Source organism: Nonlabens dokdonensis DSW-6 (assembly GCF_000332115.1).
Classification (GTDB): domain Bacteria; phylum Bacteroidota; class Bacteroidia; order Flavobacteriales; family Flavobacteriaceae; genus Nonlabens; species Nonlabens dokdonensis.
In genome coordinates this window covers 1,427,375-1,442,072 of the sequence record NC_020156.1, presented here as the reverse complement: position 1 = coordinate 1,442,072, position 14,698 = coordinate 1,427,375, and the positions used below count along the sequence as shown (strand labels likewise).

18 protein-coding genes are annotated in these 14,698 nt (G+C 36.5%); 8 read left to right on the top strand and 10 right to left on the bottom strand.

All coding sequences use genetic code 11. The annotated features are described in order from the left end of the window. Positions 1–7 precede the first annotated feature (7 nt). Positions 8–904, bottom strand: coding sequence for a hypothetical protein (locus DDD_RS06310; protein WP_015361958.1), 897 nt, complete (start codon positions 902–904; stop codon positions 8–10). A gap of 88 nt (positions 905–992) precedes the next feature. On the opposite strand from DDD_RS06310, the gene DDD_RS06305 reads away from it, so the two are divergent. The 8 genes from DDD_RS06305 to DDD_RS06270 all read left to right on the top strand — a co-directional run bounded on the left by DDD_RS06305 (position 993) and on the right by DDD_RS06270 (position 9,524). Next, positions 993–1,628: a thymidine kinase gene (locus DDD_RS06305; protein WP_015361957.1), complete on the top strand. Its 636-nt coding sequence runs from the start codon at positions 993–995 to the stop codon at positions 1,626–1,628. Position 1,629: 1 nt separating this feature from the next. After that, entirely contained in the window at positions 1,630–2,748 is a 1,119-nt protein-coding gene (gene alr / locus DDD_RS06300) for an alanine racemase (protein WP_015361956.1), read from the top strand. 112 nt (positions 2,749–2,860) lie between these two features. Further along, positions 2,861–3,271: a large conductance mechanosensitive channel protein MscL gene (gene mscL, locus DDD_RS06295; RefSeq protein ID WP_015361955.1), complete on the top strand. Its 411-nt coding sequence runs from the start codon at positions 2,861–2,863 to the stop codon at positions 3,269–3,271. Between the two features lie 182 nt (positions 3,272–3,453). Continuing rightward, complete coding sequence (locus DDD_RS06290) at positions 3,454–4,443, top strand: aspartate-semialdehyde dehydrogenase (RefSeq protein ID WP_015361954.1); 990 nt, start codon at positions 3,454–3,456, stop codon at positions 4,441–4,443. A 62-nt stretch (positions 4,444–4,505) separates the two neighbouring features. Further along, positions 4,506–5,810 (top strand): T9SS type A sorting domain-containing protein, encoded by a 1,305-nt coding sequence (locus DDD_RS06285; RefSeq protein ID WP_015361953.1) that lies wholly within the window; start codon positions 4,506–4,508, stop codon positions 5,808–5,810. Between the two features lie 2 nt (positions 5,811–5,812). After that, positions 5,813–7,975 carry a prolyl oligopeptidase family serine peptidase gene (locus tag DDD_RS06280; protein WP_015361952.1) on the top strand — a complete coding sequence of 721 codons (2,163 nt, stop codon included), beginning with the start codon at positions 5,813–5,815 and terminating at the stop codon, positions 7,973–7,975. Between the two features lie 111 nt (positions 7,976–8,086). Beyond that, positions 8,087–9,016, top strand: a complete 930-nt coding sequence (locus tag DDD_RS06275) for an ABC transporter ATP-binding protein (RefSeq protein WP_015361951.1) — start codon at positions 8,087–8,089, stop codon at positions 9,014–9,016. Positions 9,017–9,050: 34 nt separating this feature from the next. Further along, on the top strand, positions 9,051–9,524 hold the full coding sequence (locus DDD_RS06270; RefSeq protein WP_015361950.1) for an LEA type 2 family protein: 474 nt from the start codon (positions 9,051–9,053) through the stop codon (positions 9,522–9,524). A gap of 5 nt (positions 9,525–9,529) precedes the next feature. On the opposite strand, the gene truB is transcribed toward DDD_RS06270, so the two are convergent. The 9 genes from truB to DDD_RS06225 form a co-directional block, all read right to left on the bottom strand. Then, positions 9,530–10,246, bottom strand: coding sequence for a tRNA pseudouridine(55) synthase TruB (truB, locus tag DDD_RS06265; protein ID WP_015361949.1), 717 nt, complete (start codon positions 10,244–10,246; stop codon positions 9,530–9,532). Next, positions 10,233–10,580 (bottom strand): HepT-like ribonuclease domain-containing protein, encoded by a 348-nt coding sequence (locus tag DDD_RS06260; RefSeq protein ID WP_015361948.1) that lies wholly within the window; start codon positions 10,578–10,580, stop codon positions 10,233–10,235. The genes truB and DDD_RS06260 overlap by 14 nt, the downstream gene beginning before the upstream one ends. Then, positions 10,573–10,860 carry a nucleotidyltransferase family protein gene (locus tag DDD_RS06255; protein WP_015361947.1) on the bottom strand — a complete coding sequence of 96 codons (288 nt, stop codon included), beginning with the start codon at positions 10,858–10,860 and terminating at the stop codon, positions 10,573–10,575. Before DDD_RS06255 ends, DDD_RS06260 begins: the two co-directional genes overlap by 8 nt. 50 nt (positions 10,861–10,910) lie before the next feature. Then, positions 10,911–11,627, bottom strand: coding sequence for a molecular chaperone DjiA (locus DDD_RS06250; RefSeq protein WP_015361946.1), 717 nt, complete (start codon positions 11,625–11,627; stop codon positions 10,911–10,913). 101 nt (positions 11,628–11,728) lie between these two features. After that, positions 11,729–12,247, bottom strand: coding sequence for a DUF2480 family protein (locus DDD_RS06245; protein ID WP_015361945.1), 519 nt, complete (start codon positions 12,245–12,247; stop codon positions 11,729–11,731). A gap of 2 nt (positions 12,248–12,249) precedes the next feature. After that, on the bottom strand, positions 12,250–12,570 hold the full coding sequence (locus DDD_RS06240; RefSeq protein ID WP_015361944.1) for an iron-sulfur cluster assembly protein: 321 nt from the start codon (positions 12,568–12,570) through the stop codon (positions 12,250–12,252). 1 nt (position 12,571) lies between these two features. Further along, entirely contained in the window at positions 12,572–12,997 is a 426-nt protein-coding gene (locus tag DDD_RS06235) for a SufE family protein (protein WP_015361943.1), read from the bottom strand. Positions 12,998–12,999: 2 nt separating this feature from the next. After that, positions 13,000–13,440, bottom strand: coding sequence for an META domain-containing protein (locus DDD_RS06230; RefSeq protein ID WP_015361942.1), 441 nt, complete (start codon positions 13,438–13,440; stop codon positions 13,000–13,002). Positions 13,441–13,465: 25 nt separating this feature from the next. Then, a complete protein-coding gene (locus DDD_RS06225) occupies positions 13,466–14,680 on the bottom strand; it encodes an aminotransferase class V-fold PLP-dependent enzyme (RefSeq protein ID WP_041567355.1) in 1,215 nt (404 codons plus the stop codon). Between the last annotated feature and the right edge of the window lie 18 nt (positions 14,681–14,698).

Below are 14,698 nucleotides of genomic sequence, written 5' to 3'. Positions count from 1 at the left end.
AGAAGTTTTAGTAATTCCTTTCCACTAGTTCCATAAAACGGTTAGCATAGGTTTCTTTTCCTTCCCAATTGTTGTAATCTGGTTTTACCATGTTATTTATGAAACTCTGAGCATCTTCATAGGTATTTCTCGTATTGAGCTGTGAGATCACGCGATTAAAATCTTGATCGCTACCGTTAAAAAGGTGTTTGATAAAGCCTAAGCGATCATTCATACCAAACTTTAATCCTTTGTTCAATCGGTCGTTAAGGGAAAGCGGTTTCTCGTCTGCTTTTGCATCGTTAATTTTACGTTCAAAAACAGGCATAGTTTGAAAGTCTGCAGTGATGTCTTCTAGATCGTTTTTAGTGTATTTTTTATGGTCGGGAATTTCTATAGGAGGCAATTTTTCTTCCACTGTTTCCTTTTTTTCAAACTCTGGCATTTTTATCTCAGTAGGAATAGGATTTGGAGTTTCCTCATCACTCATATCAATTTTTGCACTGGTTTCTGGAACTTCATCTGGCATTTCTTCTACCATTTTACTGATGGTAGAAATTCCTGGTAGCTCCATTTCTTCTCTTGTATCCTCATCGGCAGGCATAAAAAGATCACTCAAGTCATTATTTGCAAAAGCTTCAGCAACATCCTCTTGGGTTTGTTCCATTGCTTGATCTACTTCACCAGTAATGCTGTTAACATCTTCCTGAGCTTCAGTAAAAGCTTGAGAAAGTCTACGCTCTACCTCGGCATCTCCAGCGGTAGGTTTAATATCAGCAAAATGTTTTTCAGTAAAGGAAAGAACAGTTAGTTTCTCATACAGTTCTTTTGCGATGACCTGTAACTCGTTAACATCTTCTTTATTTTTAAGTTGTAGGATGCGGTGTGCTAGGCTGGTAAGATCTGCTGCTATTTTCTTTTTCATAATGGGATTATTGCCGCTCGTTTATTTGTATTTTTGAATTCTAGAATGAGGAAAAAGCCCTCATTTATTAACGCCTGTAAATTACAAAATGTTTCTAGAAAATACCGTTAATCACAAAGAGCAATTCGGCTGGATCGAGGTAATTTGTGGTTCTATGTTTTCTGGTAAGACAGAAGAGTTGATAAGACGCTTAAAACGAGCGCAATTTGCACAGCAAAAAGTAGAAATTTTCAAACCTGCCATCGATACACGTTATGATGAAGAAATGGTGGTCTCGCACGATGCAAATGAAATTCCTAGCACACCAGTTCCTGCTGCAGCAAACATTCCTTTGCTAGCAAGCGACTGTCAAGTAGTAGGAATAGACGAGGCTCAATTCTTTGATGACGAAATTGTTGCCGTGTGCAATGCACTTGCAAATCGTGGTATAAGAGTGATCGTCGCAGGATTAGATATGGATTTTAAAGGAAACCCATTCGGCCCGATGCCTGCACTTATGGCTACTGCAGAGTATGTGACTAAAGTTCACGCAGTTTGCACTAGAACAGGAAATCTTGCTCAGTATTCTTACCGTAAGACAGCAAATGAGGACGTTGTTTTACTAGGAGAACAACAAGAATATGAACCATTGAGTCGTGCAGCTTATTATAAGGCCATGCTTTCTCACAAAGTGAAAGATATAGATGTAGAGGCAGAAGAAATAGAACAAAAAAAAGAATCGTAAAATGCAACATAAAGGCACTAGACTTGAAGTAAATTTAGATGCTCTTGCACACAACTATCATTATCTTAAAAGCAGGATAAGCGACACTACAAAATTTATGGCTGTAGTTAAAGCAAATGCCTATGGTCATGGAATAGTTAAAGTGGCACAAAAATTACAAGATTTAGGAACCGATTATTTTGCCACCGCATATACAGAAGAAGGTGAAGAACTGAGAGAAAACGGTATAATTACTCCTATTCTCATTTTACACGCGCAACAGCACAATCTAGATATTTGCATAGATCGTTGTCTAGAACCAGTGATATATAGTATGGAAATGCTGGATGCTTTTATCGCTTTCGCGAAAGCGAAACAACAACAATCCTATCCTATACATTTAGAATTTAATACAGGTTTAAACCGTATAGGTATCGATCCAGAAGACATTCAAGAAGTTATAAGAATAGTAAAATCCAGTCCAGAAGTAAAAGTGCGCGGGCTGCAGTCGCATCTTGCAGCTAGTGAAGATTTAAATGAAGAAGAGTTTACCCAACAACAGATTACCAAATTTGAAACGATAGCAGCTATTTTAAAGAAAGAGCTGGATTATGAATTTTTACTTCATGAAGCTAATACCAGTGGTATTCTTAACTACAATAATGCGCATTACACAATGGTACGTTCTGGAATTGGGTTGTACGGTTTTGGTAATGATGCAAAGCATGATGCGCAGTTGAAGCCTATCAGTTCTTTAAAGTCTAACATTTCACAAATACGCAGTATTGAACCAGGAGAAACGGTAAGTTACAACCGTAAATTTGTGGCAAAAGATCCAACGACTTATGCGGTTATACCTTTAGGTCATGGCGATGGAATTAATCGTATTTATGGTTATGGAAATCTCAAAGTTTCTATAAATGGAAAACCGGCTCCTACTTTAGGAATTATTTGTATGGACATGTTCATGGTAAATATTACAGGAATAGCGGCAAAAGTAGGTGATGAAGTCGTGATTTTTGACCAGACAGTTCACACCTCTAGGCAAATGGCCGAAGATGCCGGAACTATTTCTTATGAATTACTTACCGGAATCCAAAAACGAGTAAGACGTGTTTATATTGACACTTTATCTAAGTAAATAATCCTTTAAACGATAGCTTTTTGAATTTTTGAGCAAAACGCTCTTAATTTTATGTTAATGAAATTAGTTAGATTAAATTTGCAGCACAATTAACCTAACAAATATTATTATGCTTAAAGAATTTAAGAATTTTATTATGACAGGAAATGTCATAGACCTTGCAGTAGCCGTTATACTTGCTGGAGCAGTAAGTGCTGTGGTGAAAGGATTTGTGAGTATGATCATGATGCCTATCATCGGTCACTTTGCAGGTGGAGTAGATTTTAAAGACCTTAAAATTATTTTGTCTGATGCCGTGGTAGGAGCAGATGGTGTTGTTACAAAACCAGAAAACGCGATCATGTACGGAGAATGGGTGAACACAATAATCTCTTTAATAATTATCGGTTTCGTATTATTTATGATTGTTAAAGCTTATAACAAAGCTAGAAAACCTAAAGAGGCTCCAGCACCAGCAGGACCTTCAAAAGAAGAAGTTCTTCTTACAGAAATACGCGATGCTTTAAGAGCGCAAAAATAAAGAACAGTTTCAACCAACTGATTCCAACCGCTTTGTTTTTAAACAAGGCGGTTTTTTTGTTTTCAACTTACACGTATTTTGTAAAAGCTATTTTTATCCTATAAGACTCTAGGGAAAATATTGTTAAAAAAGCATTTTATGAAAGTTGTAGATAATACTTTTACGTTTTAAAAATTTAAATCATGAAAATAGCTGTTGTAGGTGTTACCGGTATGGTAGGACAGGTCATGCTGAAAGTCTTAGAAGAACGCAATCTTAATGTTTCCACATTAATTCCTGTTGCCTCAGAAAAATCTGTAGGTAATGAGGTGACTTTTAAAGGGAAACATTTTAAGGTAGTGAGCATGAAACAAGCTATAGAAATGAAACCAGACATTGCATTATTCTCTGCCGGTGGATCTGTAAGTCTAGAGTTTGCTCCACAGTTTGCAGCCGTTGGGACTACTGTTATTGATAATTCCAGCGCCTTTAGAATGGATGCTGATAAGAAACTTATCGTTCCAGAAATTAATGCTGGAGAGTTGACAAAAGAGGATAAAATAATTGCAAACCCTAATTGTTCCACTATTCAAATGGTGGCTACACTTGCTCCTTTGCACCAGAAGTATGCTGTTAAACGATTAGTAATCTCCACTTATCAATCTATTACAGGAACAGGTGTAAAAGCCGTTGAGCAGCTAGAAAATGAGTATGCTGGTAAGAAAGGAGCTATGGCATATCCTTACCAGATACACAAAAACGCTATTCCTCATTGTGATGTTTTTGAAGATAATGGTTACACAAAGGAAGAAATGAAGCTAGTACGCGAGACACAAAAAATCTTGAATGATAGAACCATCGCGGTAACCGCAACAGCAGTACGTATACCAGTGGTAGGAGGACATTCTGAAAGTGTAAATGTGGAGTTTAGAAATGAATTTGATGTATCCGACATAAGAAGGTTGTTATCTGAAACGTCTGGAATTACAGTTCAAGATAACGTTGATGTAAATGTCTATCCTATGCCCTTACTTGCTCATGGAAGGGACGACGTTTTTGTAGGACGCATAAGAAGAGATCATTCCCAAGAGAACACATTAAATATGTGGATAGTATCTGATAACTTGAGAAAAGGAGCAGCTACAAATGCGGTTCAAATAGCTGAATATTTGATCGATAAGGAACTCGTTTAAAAAGTTTTCCTTAACATACCAGTGTGTATTTTTACATAACTTTACAAGCCAAATGCTATGTTATGATTAAAAATATACTCATTAGTTTATTTATATCCTTTAGTGTCTTTTGTAATGCTCAGTTTTGGACAGAAACTTATTCTGGCTTTACTGCAGGACAAACTGGTCTAAGTAAGTTTCACGTAGTCGATGCAAACGTTGCTTGGGCTATAGGTTATGATGGTATCAATACAGCAAATAATGTACAAATTTTTTCTAAAACTGATGACGCTGGATTGACATGGACTGCCGGCTCATTTGCTCTAGGAGATCCAGACTTAGGAATTGCAGATGTCAGTGGAATTGATTCTAATACAGCATTTGTAGCTGCTTACCCTAGACTTGCTGGACAACAAGGTGGGATCTGGAAAACAACAGATGCTGGTATGACCTGGACCCAGCAAACCGGTGCTTCATTTAATAATGCAACAAGCTTCCCAAATATTGTTCATTATTTTGACGCTAACAACGGTCTAGCTATAGGAGATCCAGCCAATGGATATTGGGAGATTTATAGCTCCAATGATGGCGGCGCAACTTACACAAGAATTCCATCAGCAAGCTTGCCAGCACCGCTAGCAAATGAATTTGGTTACCTAGCTCAATTTGCTCATTTAGGTGATAATATTTGGTTTACTACAAGTGCTGGACGTATCATACATTCAGCAAATAGAGGTATGACCTGGAATGCATACCAGTCACCTTTAAGCGATTTTGGAGGCACAACTATTTTTGGTGATATTTCTTTTGCAACGTCAGATCGTGGAGTAATACAAGATAACGCAGGAAATATTTACAAATCTACTGACAGTGGTCAAACTTGGAATGGAGTGGTGTTTTCAGGAACAGGAACACCTTATGGAGGTGCTATTTCTTACATACCTAATACGTTTCACATGGTAAGTACTGGTGGTGACGTCAATCTTGCAGGAAGTTCATATTCCTTAGATGATGGAGTGACCTGGATAAATATAGATACTGATCAACATGTAGATTGTGCTTTTTTTAATGATAGGGTAGGTTATAGCGGTAGTTTTAGTGATTCGTTTAATAATCTTGGTGTATTTAGATATACAGATACCGTTTTAAGTGAAATAACAATCGAAGAGCAACTACAGGTTCAATTATTTCATAACAATCTCACTGAAGTATTAGAAGTTCAAACAGACTTATTGCTGGAATCTGTAACAATTTATGATCTTCAAGGACGTATGGTGTTAAATAGCAAAGAATCTAATATCTCTACTTATAAGTTCAAGTCGGGAATTTATATTGCTCAGATTAAAACCGATAAAGGTCAGGTAAACTCCAAATTTCTAAAACGATAATTATGAAAAAATTATTTTACGGAGCAGCAGCTCTATTAGTATTGATTTCTTGTAAAGAAGATGAAAAAAAACAAGTTAATATGGCGATGACTTATCCGCAAACTAAAAAAGTGGATACCGTAGATGTGTATCATGGAGTAGAAGTAGCAGATCCTTATCGATGGCTAGAAGATGATCGTAGCGAGGAAACTGGTGAATGGGTTAAAAGTCAAAATAAAACAACGCAAGAATTCCTTTCTCAAATTTCATACAGGGACGAGATCAAAGATAGACTTACTAATTTATGGAATTATGAGAAAGTAGGTGCACCTTTTATTGAAGGAGATTACGCCTATTTTTATAAAAATAACGGGCTGCAAAATCAATATGTCATTTATAGATATTTGAAAGATAGCGATCCAGAAACAGCTGAAGTTTTTCTTGATCCGAATACTTTTAGTAAAGAAGGTACAACTTCTTTAGGAGGAACTAGTTTTACTAAAGATGGTTCTCTATTTGCTTATTCTATAAGTGAAGGAGGAAGCGACTGGCGCAAGATCATTGTTCTAGATGTCAACTCTATGAAGCAGGTAGGCGATACTATTGTAGATGTAAAATTCTCAGGAATGTCATGGAAAGGAAATGAAGGGTTTTATTATTCTAGCTATGATAAACCTGATGGAAGCGAGTTAAGCGCAATGACTGACAGGCACAAATTATACTATCATAAATTAGGAACACCGCAAAGTGAGGATGAAGTTATTTTTGGTGATAACCCAAATGAGAAATATAGATATGTAGGCGGTGGAGTAACAGATGATCAAAAGTACCTTGTTATTTCTGGTAGTACAGCTACAAATGGCGGTAAATTGTGGATGAAAGAATTAAATGTCAAAAACGCACCATTAGTAGCGGTAGTAGATAACTTTGATACCAATACCTATCTTATTCACAATGAAGGCAGTAAATTGTGGTTAGTTACAGATTATAACGCACCTAATAGACGCATTATAACAACTGACTTCTCTAACCCAGCCCAAGACACTTGGAAAGATGTTATTCCAGAGACCGAGCACGTTCTTTCGCCTTCCACTGGTGGCGGATACATTTTTACGGAGTACATGGTAGATGCCGTTTCTCAAGTGAAACAATATGATTATAATGGTGAATTAGTAAGAGAAGTAAAACTACCAGGAATAGGTAATGTAGGAGGTTTTGGAGCAAAAGAAGAAGATGAAACTTTATACTACAGCTTTACAAACTATACGACTCCAGGAAGTACTTATTTATATAATATCAAAGAAGGAACTTCAGAGCTGTACCGCAAGCCTAATATCAAGTTCAATAGTGAAGACTATGAAAGCAAACAAGTTTTTTATACTTCAAAAGATGGTACTCAAATCCCAATGATCATTTCTTATAAAAAAGGAATTGCTCTTAATGGTAAAAACCCAACCATACTTTATGGTTACGGAGGTTTTAACATCTCATTAAATCCAGGTTTTTCTGTTACAAGAGCTGCATGGATGGAAATGGGCGGCGTTTATGCTGTTGCAAACCTACGCGGTGGTGGTGAATATGGTAAAAAATGGCATGATGCAGGTACTAAAATGCAAAAACAAAACGTATTTGATGACTTTATTGCAGCAGGAGAATGGCTTAAAGAAAATAAGTATACAGATACAAAGCACCTTGCCATTCAAGGAGGCTCAAATGGTGGACTACTCGTGGGAGCAACAATGACACAACGTCCTGATCTTGCAGGAGTGGCGTTTCCAGCGGTAGGTGTTTTAGACATGCTGCGTTATAACAAATTTACCTCAGGTGCAGGATGGTCTTACGATTACGGAACTGCAGAGGATAGTCCAGAAATGTTTGAATACCTTAAAGGGTATTCTCCGCTACACAACATTGAAGAAGGTGTTTCTTATCCAGCAACGATGGTAACTACTGGAGATCATGATGACAGAGTTGTTCCTGCTCATTCTTTCAAGTTTGCTGCAGAGTTGCAAGAAAAACAAGCTGGTGACGCTCCTACTTTAATCAGAATAGAAACCGACGCTGGTCACGGCGCTGGTAAATCTACAGAGCAACAGATCCAGGAATGGACAGACATTTATGGATTTGGCCTATATAATATGGGCTACGAGCAACTTCCAGAAGCAAGTGCTAAAGTAAAGATGTAAAATACCTCCATAGCTTATTAAAACCCATGTCTTACGGCATGGGTTTTTTAGTAGACATAATTTCGTAACATTTTAAGGATACACAAGTCTTTCACTCGCTACCTTTGTATTATGTTAGAGTTGCTTGATATTAGTTTCGCTTTCGCGAAAGCGGAAACCTTAAAAAATATTTCTTTAAAACTAGAGCAGGGCACACACGCTGCTGTGATAGGAGAAAGCGGCTGCGGGAAAAGCACATTGCTAGACGTTATTTATGGTTTATTACAATCACAAAAGGGCAGTGTAAAATGGGAAGATGAAGAATTGCTAGGAGCTGATCATCATTTAGTGCCTGGGCACCCCATGATGAAATACGTGCCGCAGGAATTTGATTTAATGCCTTTTACCACAGTTTTTGAAAACGTGGGAGAACATCTTTCTATTCAAATAGACGATCGTACAAAGCGTATTGAAGAGTTGCTAGATGTAGTGGACATGAGTGATTTTAAGGAAAGAAAAGTAAAAACGCTTTCTGGTGGTCAAAAACAACGTGTAGCTATCGCAAAAGCGCTGGCACAGGAACCAAAACTATTACTTCTTGATGAGCCTTTTTCCCATATTGATAATTTTAGAAAAAACGCTTTACGTAGAAGACTTTTTGATTATCTCACTAAGAATAATATAAGCTGTCTAGTTGCTACACATGATCGTGATGATGTATTATCATTTTGTCATAACACGATCATCATGAGAAAGGGTGAAATAGTTGATTATAGAGCTACAAATAAAGTTTATTCTAAGCCTAAGAGTTTATACACAGCATCGCTGTTTGATGAGGTAAATGACATTCCAAAAGAGTGGCTGGGGAAAGAACATGATTTGATTCTTTATCCGCATCAGTTAGAGCGAGCTACATCTGGATTTGATGTTGAGGTAAAGCAGTCCTTTTATCAAGGAAAGGATTTTTTAATTTTAGGATTAAAGGATGGAAAAGAGGTGTTTTTTAAATCAAATAAAGCTGTTGAAGTGGGAACTACAGTTACACTAAACCTAGTTTCTTAAGCAGAAGATTTTATATTTGCTGAAACCATTTTTCATGAAAAAGCTTCTTCTACTGCTTGTTTTAATCGGTTTCTCAGCATGTGAAAATCCTTATGATGATATTGTTTTTGTAGAAATCAAGGATGCAAATCTGGAGAAAGTTTCGGCCACAAAGCTAGAAATAGCAGCTACTTGTGTACTTTATAACCCAAATAGTGTTGGTCTTAATTTAAAAGAAGCAGACTTTGACGTTTATCTGAATGGGAAGAAATCGGCTATTATTGATCAAAATGAAAATGTGGAAATGCCTGCAAATTCTGAATTTGATTTTCCTATCAGAGCTTCTGTAAATCCTAAGGACATTTATGGTGAGAAGGGAAAAGGTGTTTTAGGAGCCGCTTTACAAATTCTAGCCAGTCAGAAAGTAGATGTAAAATATGATGGTTCTATAAATGTAGGTAAAGGAGCGATTAACTTTACCGTTCCTGTGGTAGATAGTTTAAGTATCCCTGTAAAATTTAATTTCTAATTAAACTATACTTTTTTAGAGTCTGATTTTACTAACTCTTCAAAGCTTTTAATACTCATTGCATTTTCTACTCGATAATTACCGATTGCAGTTCTTCTCAAAGCGGTTAAATGACCTCCGTTGTTCAATGCAGCACCAAAATCATGCGCAATGGATCTTATGTAAGTTCCTTTGCTACACGAGATCTTAAAATCTACTTCTGGAAGTTCTATCCTTGTAATTTCAAAATCATGAATAGTGACTGTGCGAGATTTTATTTCAGTAGTTTCTCCGGCTCTTGCTAGCTCATAGAGTCTTTTACCATCTTTTTTAATTGCTGAGAAAATAGGTGGCTTTTGCTGTATTTCTCCAGTAAACTGTGTAGTTGTTTTACGTATCAAATCTTCCGTTAAGTCATCTAGCGGGAAAGTACGATCTACCTCTGTTTCTAGATCATAACTAGGTGTTGTTGCTCCTAGAGTTATAGTTCCGGTATATTCTTTTTCTTGAGCTTGATAGGTGGTAATATTTTTTGTTTCCTTACCGGTACAAATAATTAATAAACCGCTTGCCAAAGGATCTAAAGTGCCTGCATGCCCTACCTTAATCTTTTTTATTTTATATTCTTTTCTAATCAACCAGCGCAGTTTATTTACGACTTGGAAGGAAGACCATTCCAGTGGTTTATCTATGAGAAGTACTTGTCCTTTTAGGTATGGGTTTTCTAGGCTACTTTGATTCATTTATTTCTTGAAGAAGTTTTTGAATTTCATTTTTAAGTTTCGGTAGTTCATTCTGTATGGTTTCCCAAATAGTTACTTTATGGATGGCATCGTATTGATGAGCGATGAAATTTCTCATTTGTCTAGACTCTGAATAGGGTAATTGCTCATGTTGCTTTTGAAAACCTTCTGATAGACTAGAAAGACGCTCGCCTAAATTTACAAAATGAATTAAGGTAGCGTCTGCTTTTTCTTCATTATCAATGAATTCTTCAAAAGTGACATCTTTAGTATAGTATTCAATTTTGAGAATTGATTTGAGAGCACTTTGTAATTTGTGAAAATCGCTAGACACTTTTATAAATATACTTTAGATCTTGAGAAATTGATTTTTCAAACTCTGGACTCATGGCTTCTTTTTGAACGAGATCAATTTTCAAATTATACTTAGTTTCAAAAACATCGTAAATCTTACCTATATCAAATAATGATATTCGGTTCATAAAAGACACTACAATATCTATATCGCTAGTTGCAGAATTTGTTCCACGAGAATAGGAGCCAAAAACTGCTATTTCTTTAGGGTGAAAGGGTTGCAATGCCTTTATGATAATTTTATTGATGGAAGACTTCATATATCAAAGATACAATTTATAAAAACCTAATAGCGTTCAAGTGAGATCATCTAACTCATTCCGCGCTCTTTGCGCACTGTTTCATAAGCTTCTTGGACTTTTGTAAACTTCTCTTCAGCACCTTTTCTGTACGCCTCATCCATGTCCATAAGTTTATCAGGATGGTATTTTTTGGCCATAGTTCGATAGGCCTTTTTTACTTCATGATCTGGTACAGACTTATCAATTTCAAGGATCTTGTAGGCATTATCTTGATCCTTTACAAACATTGCTTTTATAGAGATAAAATCTCGCTCTGTAAGCCTCAAATAACCTGCAATTTGCTGAATTATTCTAACTTCAGGATCACTAACATGACCATCTGCTTGAGCGATGCCAAATAGAAAATGAAGAATTTGCAATCGAGACTCGTAACGAGTTCGTGCGTTAAGATAGTTACAGATACGTGCTGCACTTACTTCTCGCTTTTTAACAACTTCATTAAAAACTTTAAATATGGCGTTTGCTCTTTCTTTTCCATAAGAGCTAACGAAATATTGTCGTACATAGTCTAGTTCTCTTTGGGTGACTTTACCATCTGCCTTTATAATTAAAGAGGTCAGAGATAATAGGTGTAGTTCAAAGTCTTCTGGACTAACGCTGGTACTGCGCTGATAAGGACTTCCACCAGAATAAGTTCTTCTTTGTTGTGAATTGCTATCATTAAAGAAGGCGCTATAAATCCATCTAAGAACAAAAAATATAGCGATATAGCCGAAAAATGACATAAATAGAGTTGCTTGTAATTACGAGATCATTCTCGAAATATAAAATATTGTTTTCAAGGAATGTGCCACAGCAATTTCAGTAATTTGAGCTGACATAATGACTAAGAAAGTTGCTTTTTCTTCTTAAATACAGGAACGGCAGAGCATGCTTCACCATACATAATAGACTTTGCAACGCTTTGAAGCTTATCTGTTATCATCGCATATGCAGCGACAGGAACTGGTTTATTAGAACAACCTTTTACAATCATCGGAATGTCTTTGAATTCACTTACATCTAAGTTAGAAATAACTTCTCTGTACAATTCTGTTTCTAGTTGCTCTTGAGTGCCTACCACAACTTTTTTAGCAATTCCATGAAGCTGACTTTGCACAAGCATCCACGCCCATTGCGGTATGATAGCGTCTGTGCTACAATTTATAACTACATAATGATCTTTATAAATCGAGAAGTCTGTTGTTTTTAAGCTTTCGCGAAAGCGGGATTCTACCAGCACAATACCTTCTAGCAACCACTTAGATATGTCTATCGAGGTGCGTGGTCCTGGCACGTAAAAATCTTCTAAGTCAAAAGTTTTTAACTTAGAGTTTGCAACTCGATTGATAATTTCTTCAGCCATTTTTATAGCATTCCTAGTTCTAGTTTTGCCTCTTCACTCATCAAATCTTTATTCCATGGTGGATCAAAAGTTATCTCAACCTCTGCATCATTTACTTCTTTGAGTGTCTTTACTTTTTCCTCTACTTCCACAGGTAACGTTTCGGCAACAGGGCAATTAGGCGAGGTAAGTGTCATGAGAATTTTCACATCTGCATCGCTGCTTACCATTACATCATAAATAAGTCCTAGCTCGTAGATATCTACTGGAATTTCTGGATCGTAGATGGTTTTAAGAACTCTTACTACTTTTTCTCCTATTTCTTGACCGTTGATTTCGTCCATCTTAGTTTAATTGAGTTTGATATGCCACTGCATACATTTTTAATTGTTTGATCATGGAAACGAGTCCATTTGCACGAGTAGGGGAAAGATGCTCTTTAAGTCCTATCTCGTCTATAAAATCAGTATTTGCAGCGATAATATCTGCTGGTTTCTGTCCAGACCATGCTCTAATTAGAATTGCGATAATTCCTTTTGTAATGATAGCATCACTGTCTGCAGTGAAAGCAATTTTATCACTTTCTAGCGCTGCGTTTACCCATACTTTAGACTGGCAACCTTTAATGATGCGATCTTCTGTCTTTAATTCTTCATCAATAAGAGGTAAACTTTTACCTAAATCGATCATGTATTCATAACGTTGCATCCAGTCGTCAAACATGGAAAACTCTTCCACTATTTCTTCTTGTATTTCTTGAATACTTGCCATTGTTATTTTTGTTTTATAGCGACTATGATTACTTCACCTTCTTTATTCATAAGTTCCATTCCATTCTTAGTAGGATTTACAGAAGCAACTTTTGAAAGATGGCCTAAGTAGTCGCTTTCTATTTGAGAGGTTTCTTTACAGTACATTTTTGTACTCATCATCATACCCATTTCTACTTGATTCTCTTTTGGATTTTTAAAACTTCCAGAGTAGTTGTTACAAGCAGACTTCCCAGAAATTTTATTCTCTTTACCCATGTCTATGTTCATAGTAATATCGTATTCAGAGTAGTCATTATCACCTACCATTGTAACATCATAGCTTCCATTCATGTTTTCGGTAATTTCTTTTTTCATTTCGCTTGCATCAGCTGTTTTATCAGAACCACATTCTTTAGTGGCAGTAAGTAGTAATAAGCTGAAAAATATAGTAACTAATTTCATAATAGTCGGTTTAAGGATTTATATGTTAAGATAACATATTTACAGCACGTTGCAAAGCTTGTACCATAACATCAATTTCTTCTTTTGTATTGTAAAATGCAAAACTAGCTCTTATCGTTCCAGGGATTTCAAACCGCTCCATAACTGGTTGCGCACAGTGGTGTCCAGTTCTTACTGCAACTCCTAGCTTATCTACAATAGTTCCTATATCATAAGGATGTAAGCTTGCTACATTAAAACTAATTACCGCAGCTTTGTCAGTTACATCTCCATAAATAGTTGCGCCGGGAATAGTTTTTATTTGCTCTGTTCCATAAACCAGCAACTCATGTTCATAAGCTGCGATGTTATCCATACCGACGTGATTAAGGTAATCTACGGCAGCACCTAGAGCGATCCCACCAGCAATGTTAGGTGTTCCCGCTTCAAATTTATGTGGTAAACCTGCGTAAGTTGTTTTTTCAAAAGTCACTTGATCTATCATCTCGCCACCACCTTGATATGGAGGCAAAGCGTTCAAGGCTTCTTCTTTCCCATATAATACTCCTATACCTGTAGGACCGCACATTTTATGTCCAGACATGGTGTAGAAATCGGCATTGAGTGCTTGAAGATCTAACTTCATGTGTCCACAAGATTGTGCACCATCTATAAGTGTCATGGCATCAAACTCATGAGCAGCGTCAATTATTTCTTTAACAGGATTAGTAACTCCTAGTGCGTTAGAAACATGATTTACTACTACAAAAGCTGTTTTATCATTAAGCAATTTATGATATGCCTCCATATCCAATTGACCGTTATCTAGAACAGGAATGACTTTAAGTGTGGCACCTACTCGCTCGCAAAGCATTTGCCATGGAACGATATTAGAATGATGTTCTACAGCGCTCACTATTACTTCATCACCTTTTTTTACAAAAACATGTGCGCCACTTGCGACGGCATTTATAGAGTGAGTGTTTCCAGAAGTGAAGATGACTTGTTTTGCTAATGGAATATTAAAAAAGGCTCTAATTTTTCCACGAGATTGTTCAAAAAGATCTGTTGCCTCCTGACTTAAAGCATGTACTCCACGATGAATATTTGCATTGTACATAGTGTAATACTCCACGATCTTATCAATTACCTGAATAGGCTTTTGAGAAGTGGCTGCATTATCAAAATAGATCAATGGACGACCATTTACCTCTCTATTGAGAATCGGGAAATCTGCTCTTATTTTCTTGATGTCTAGCATACTTGCAAAGGTACGATC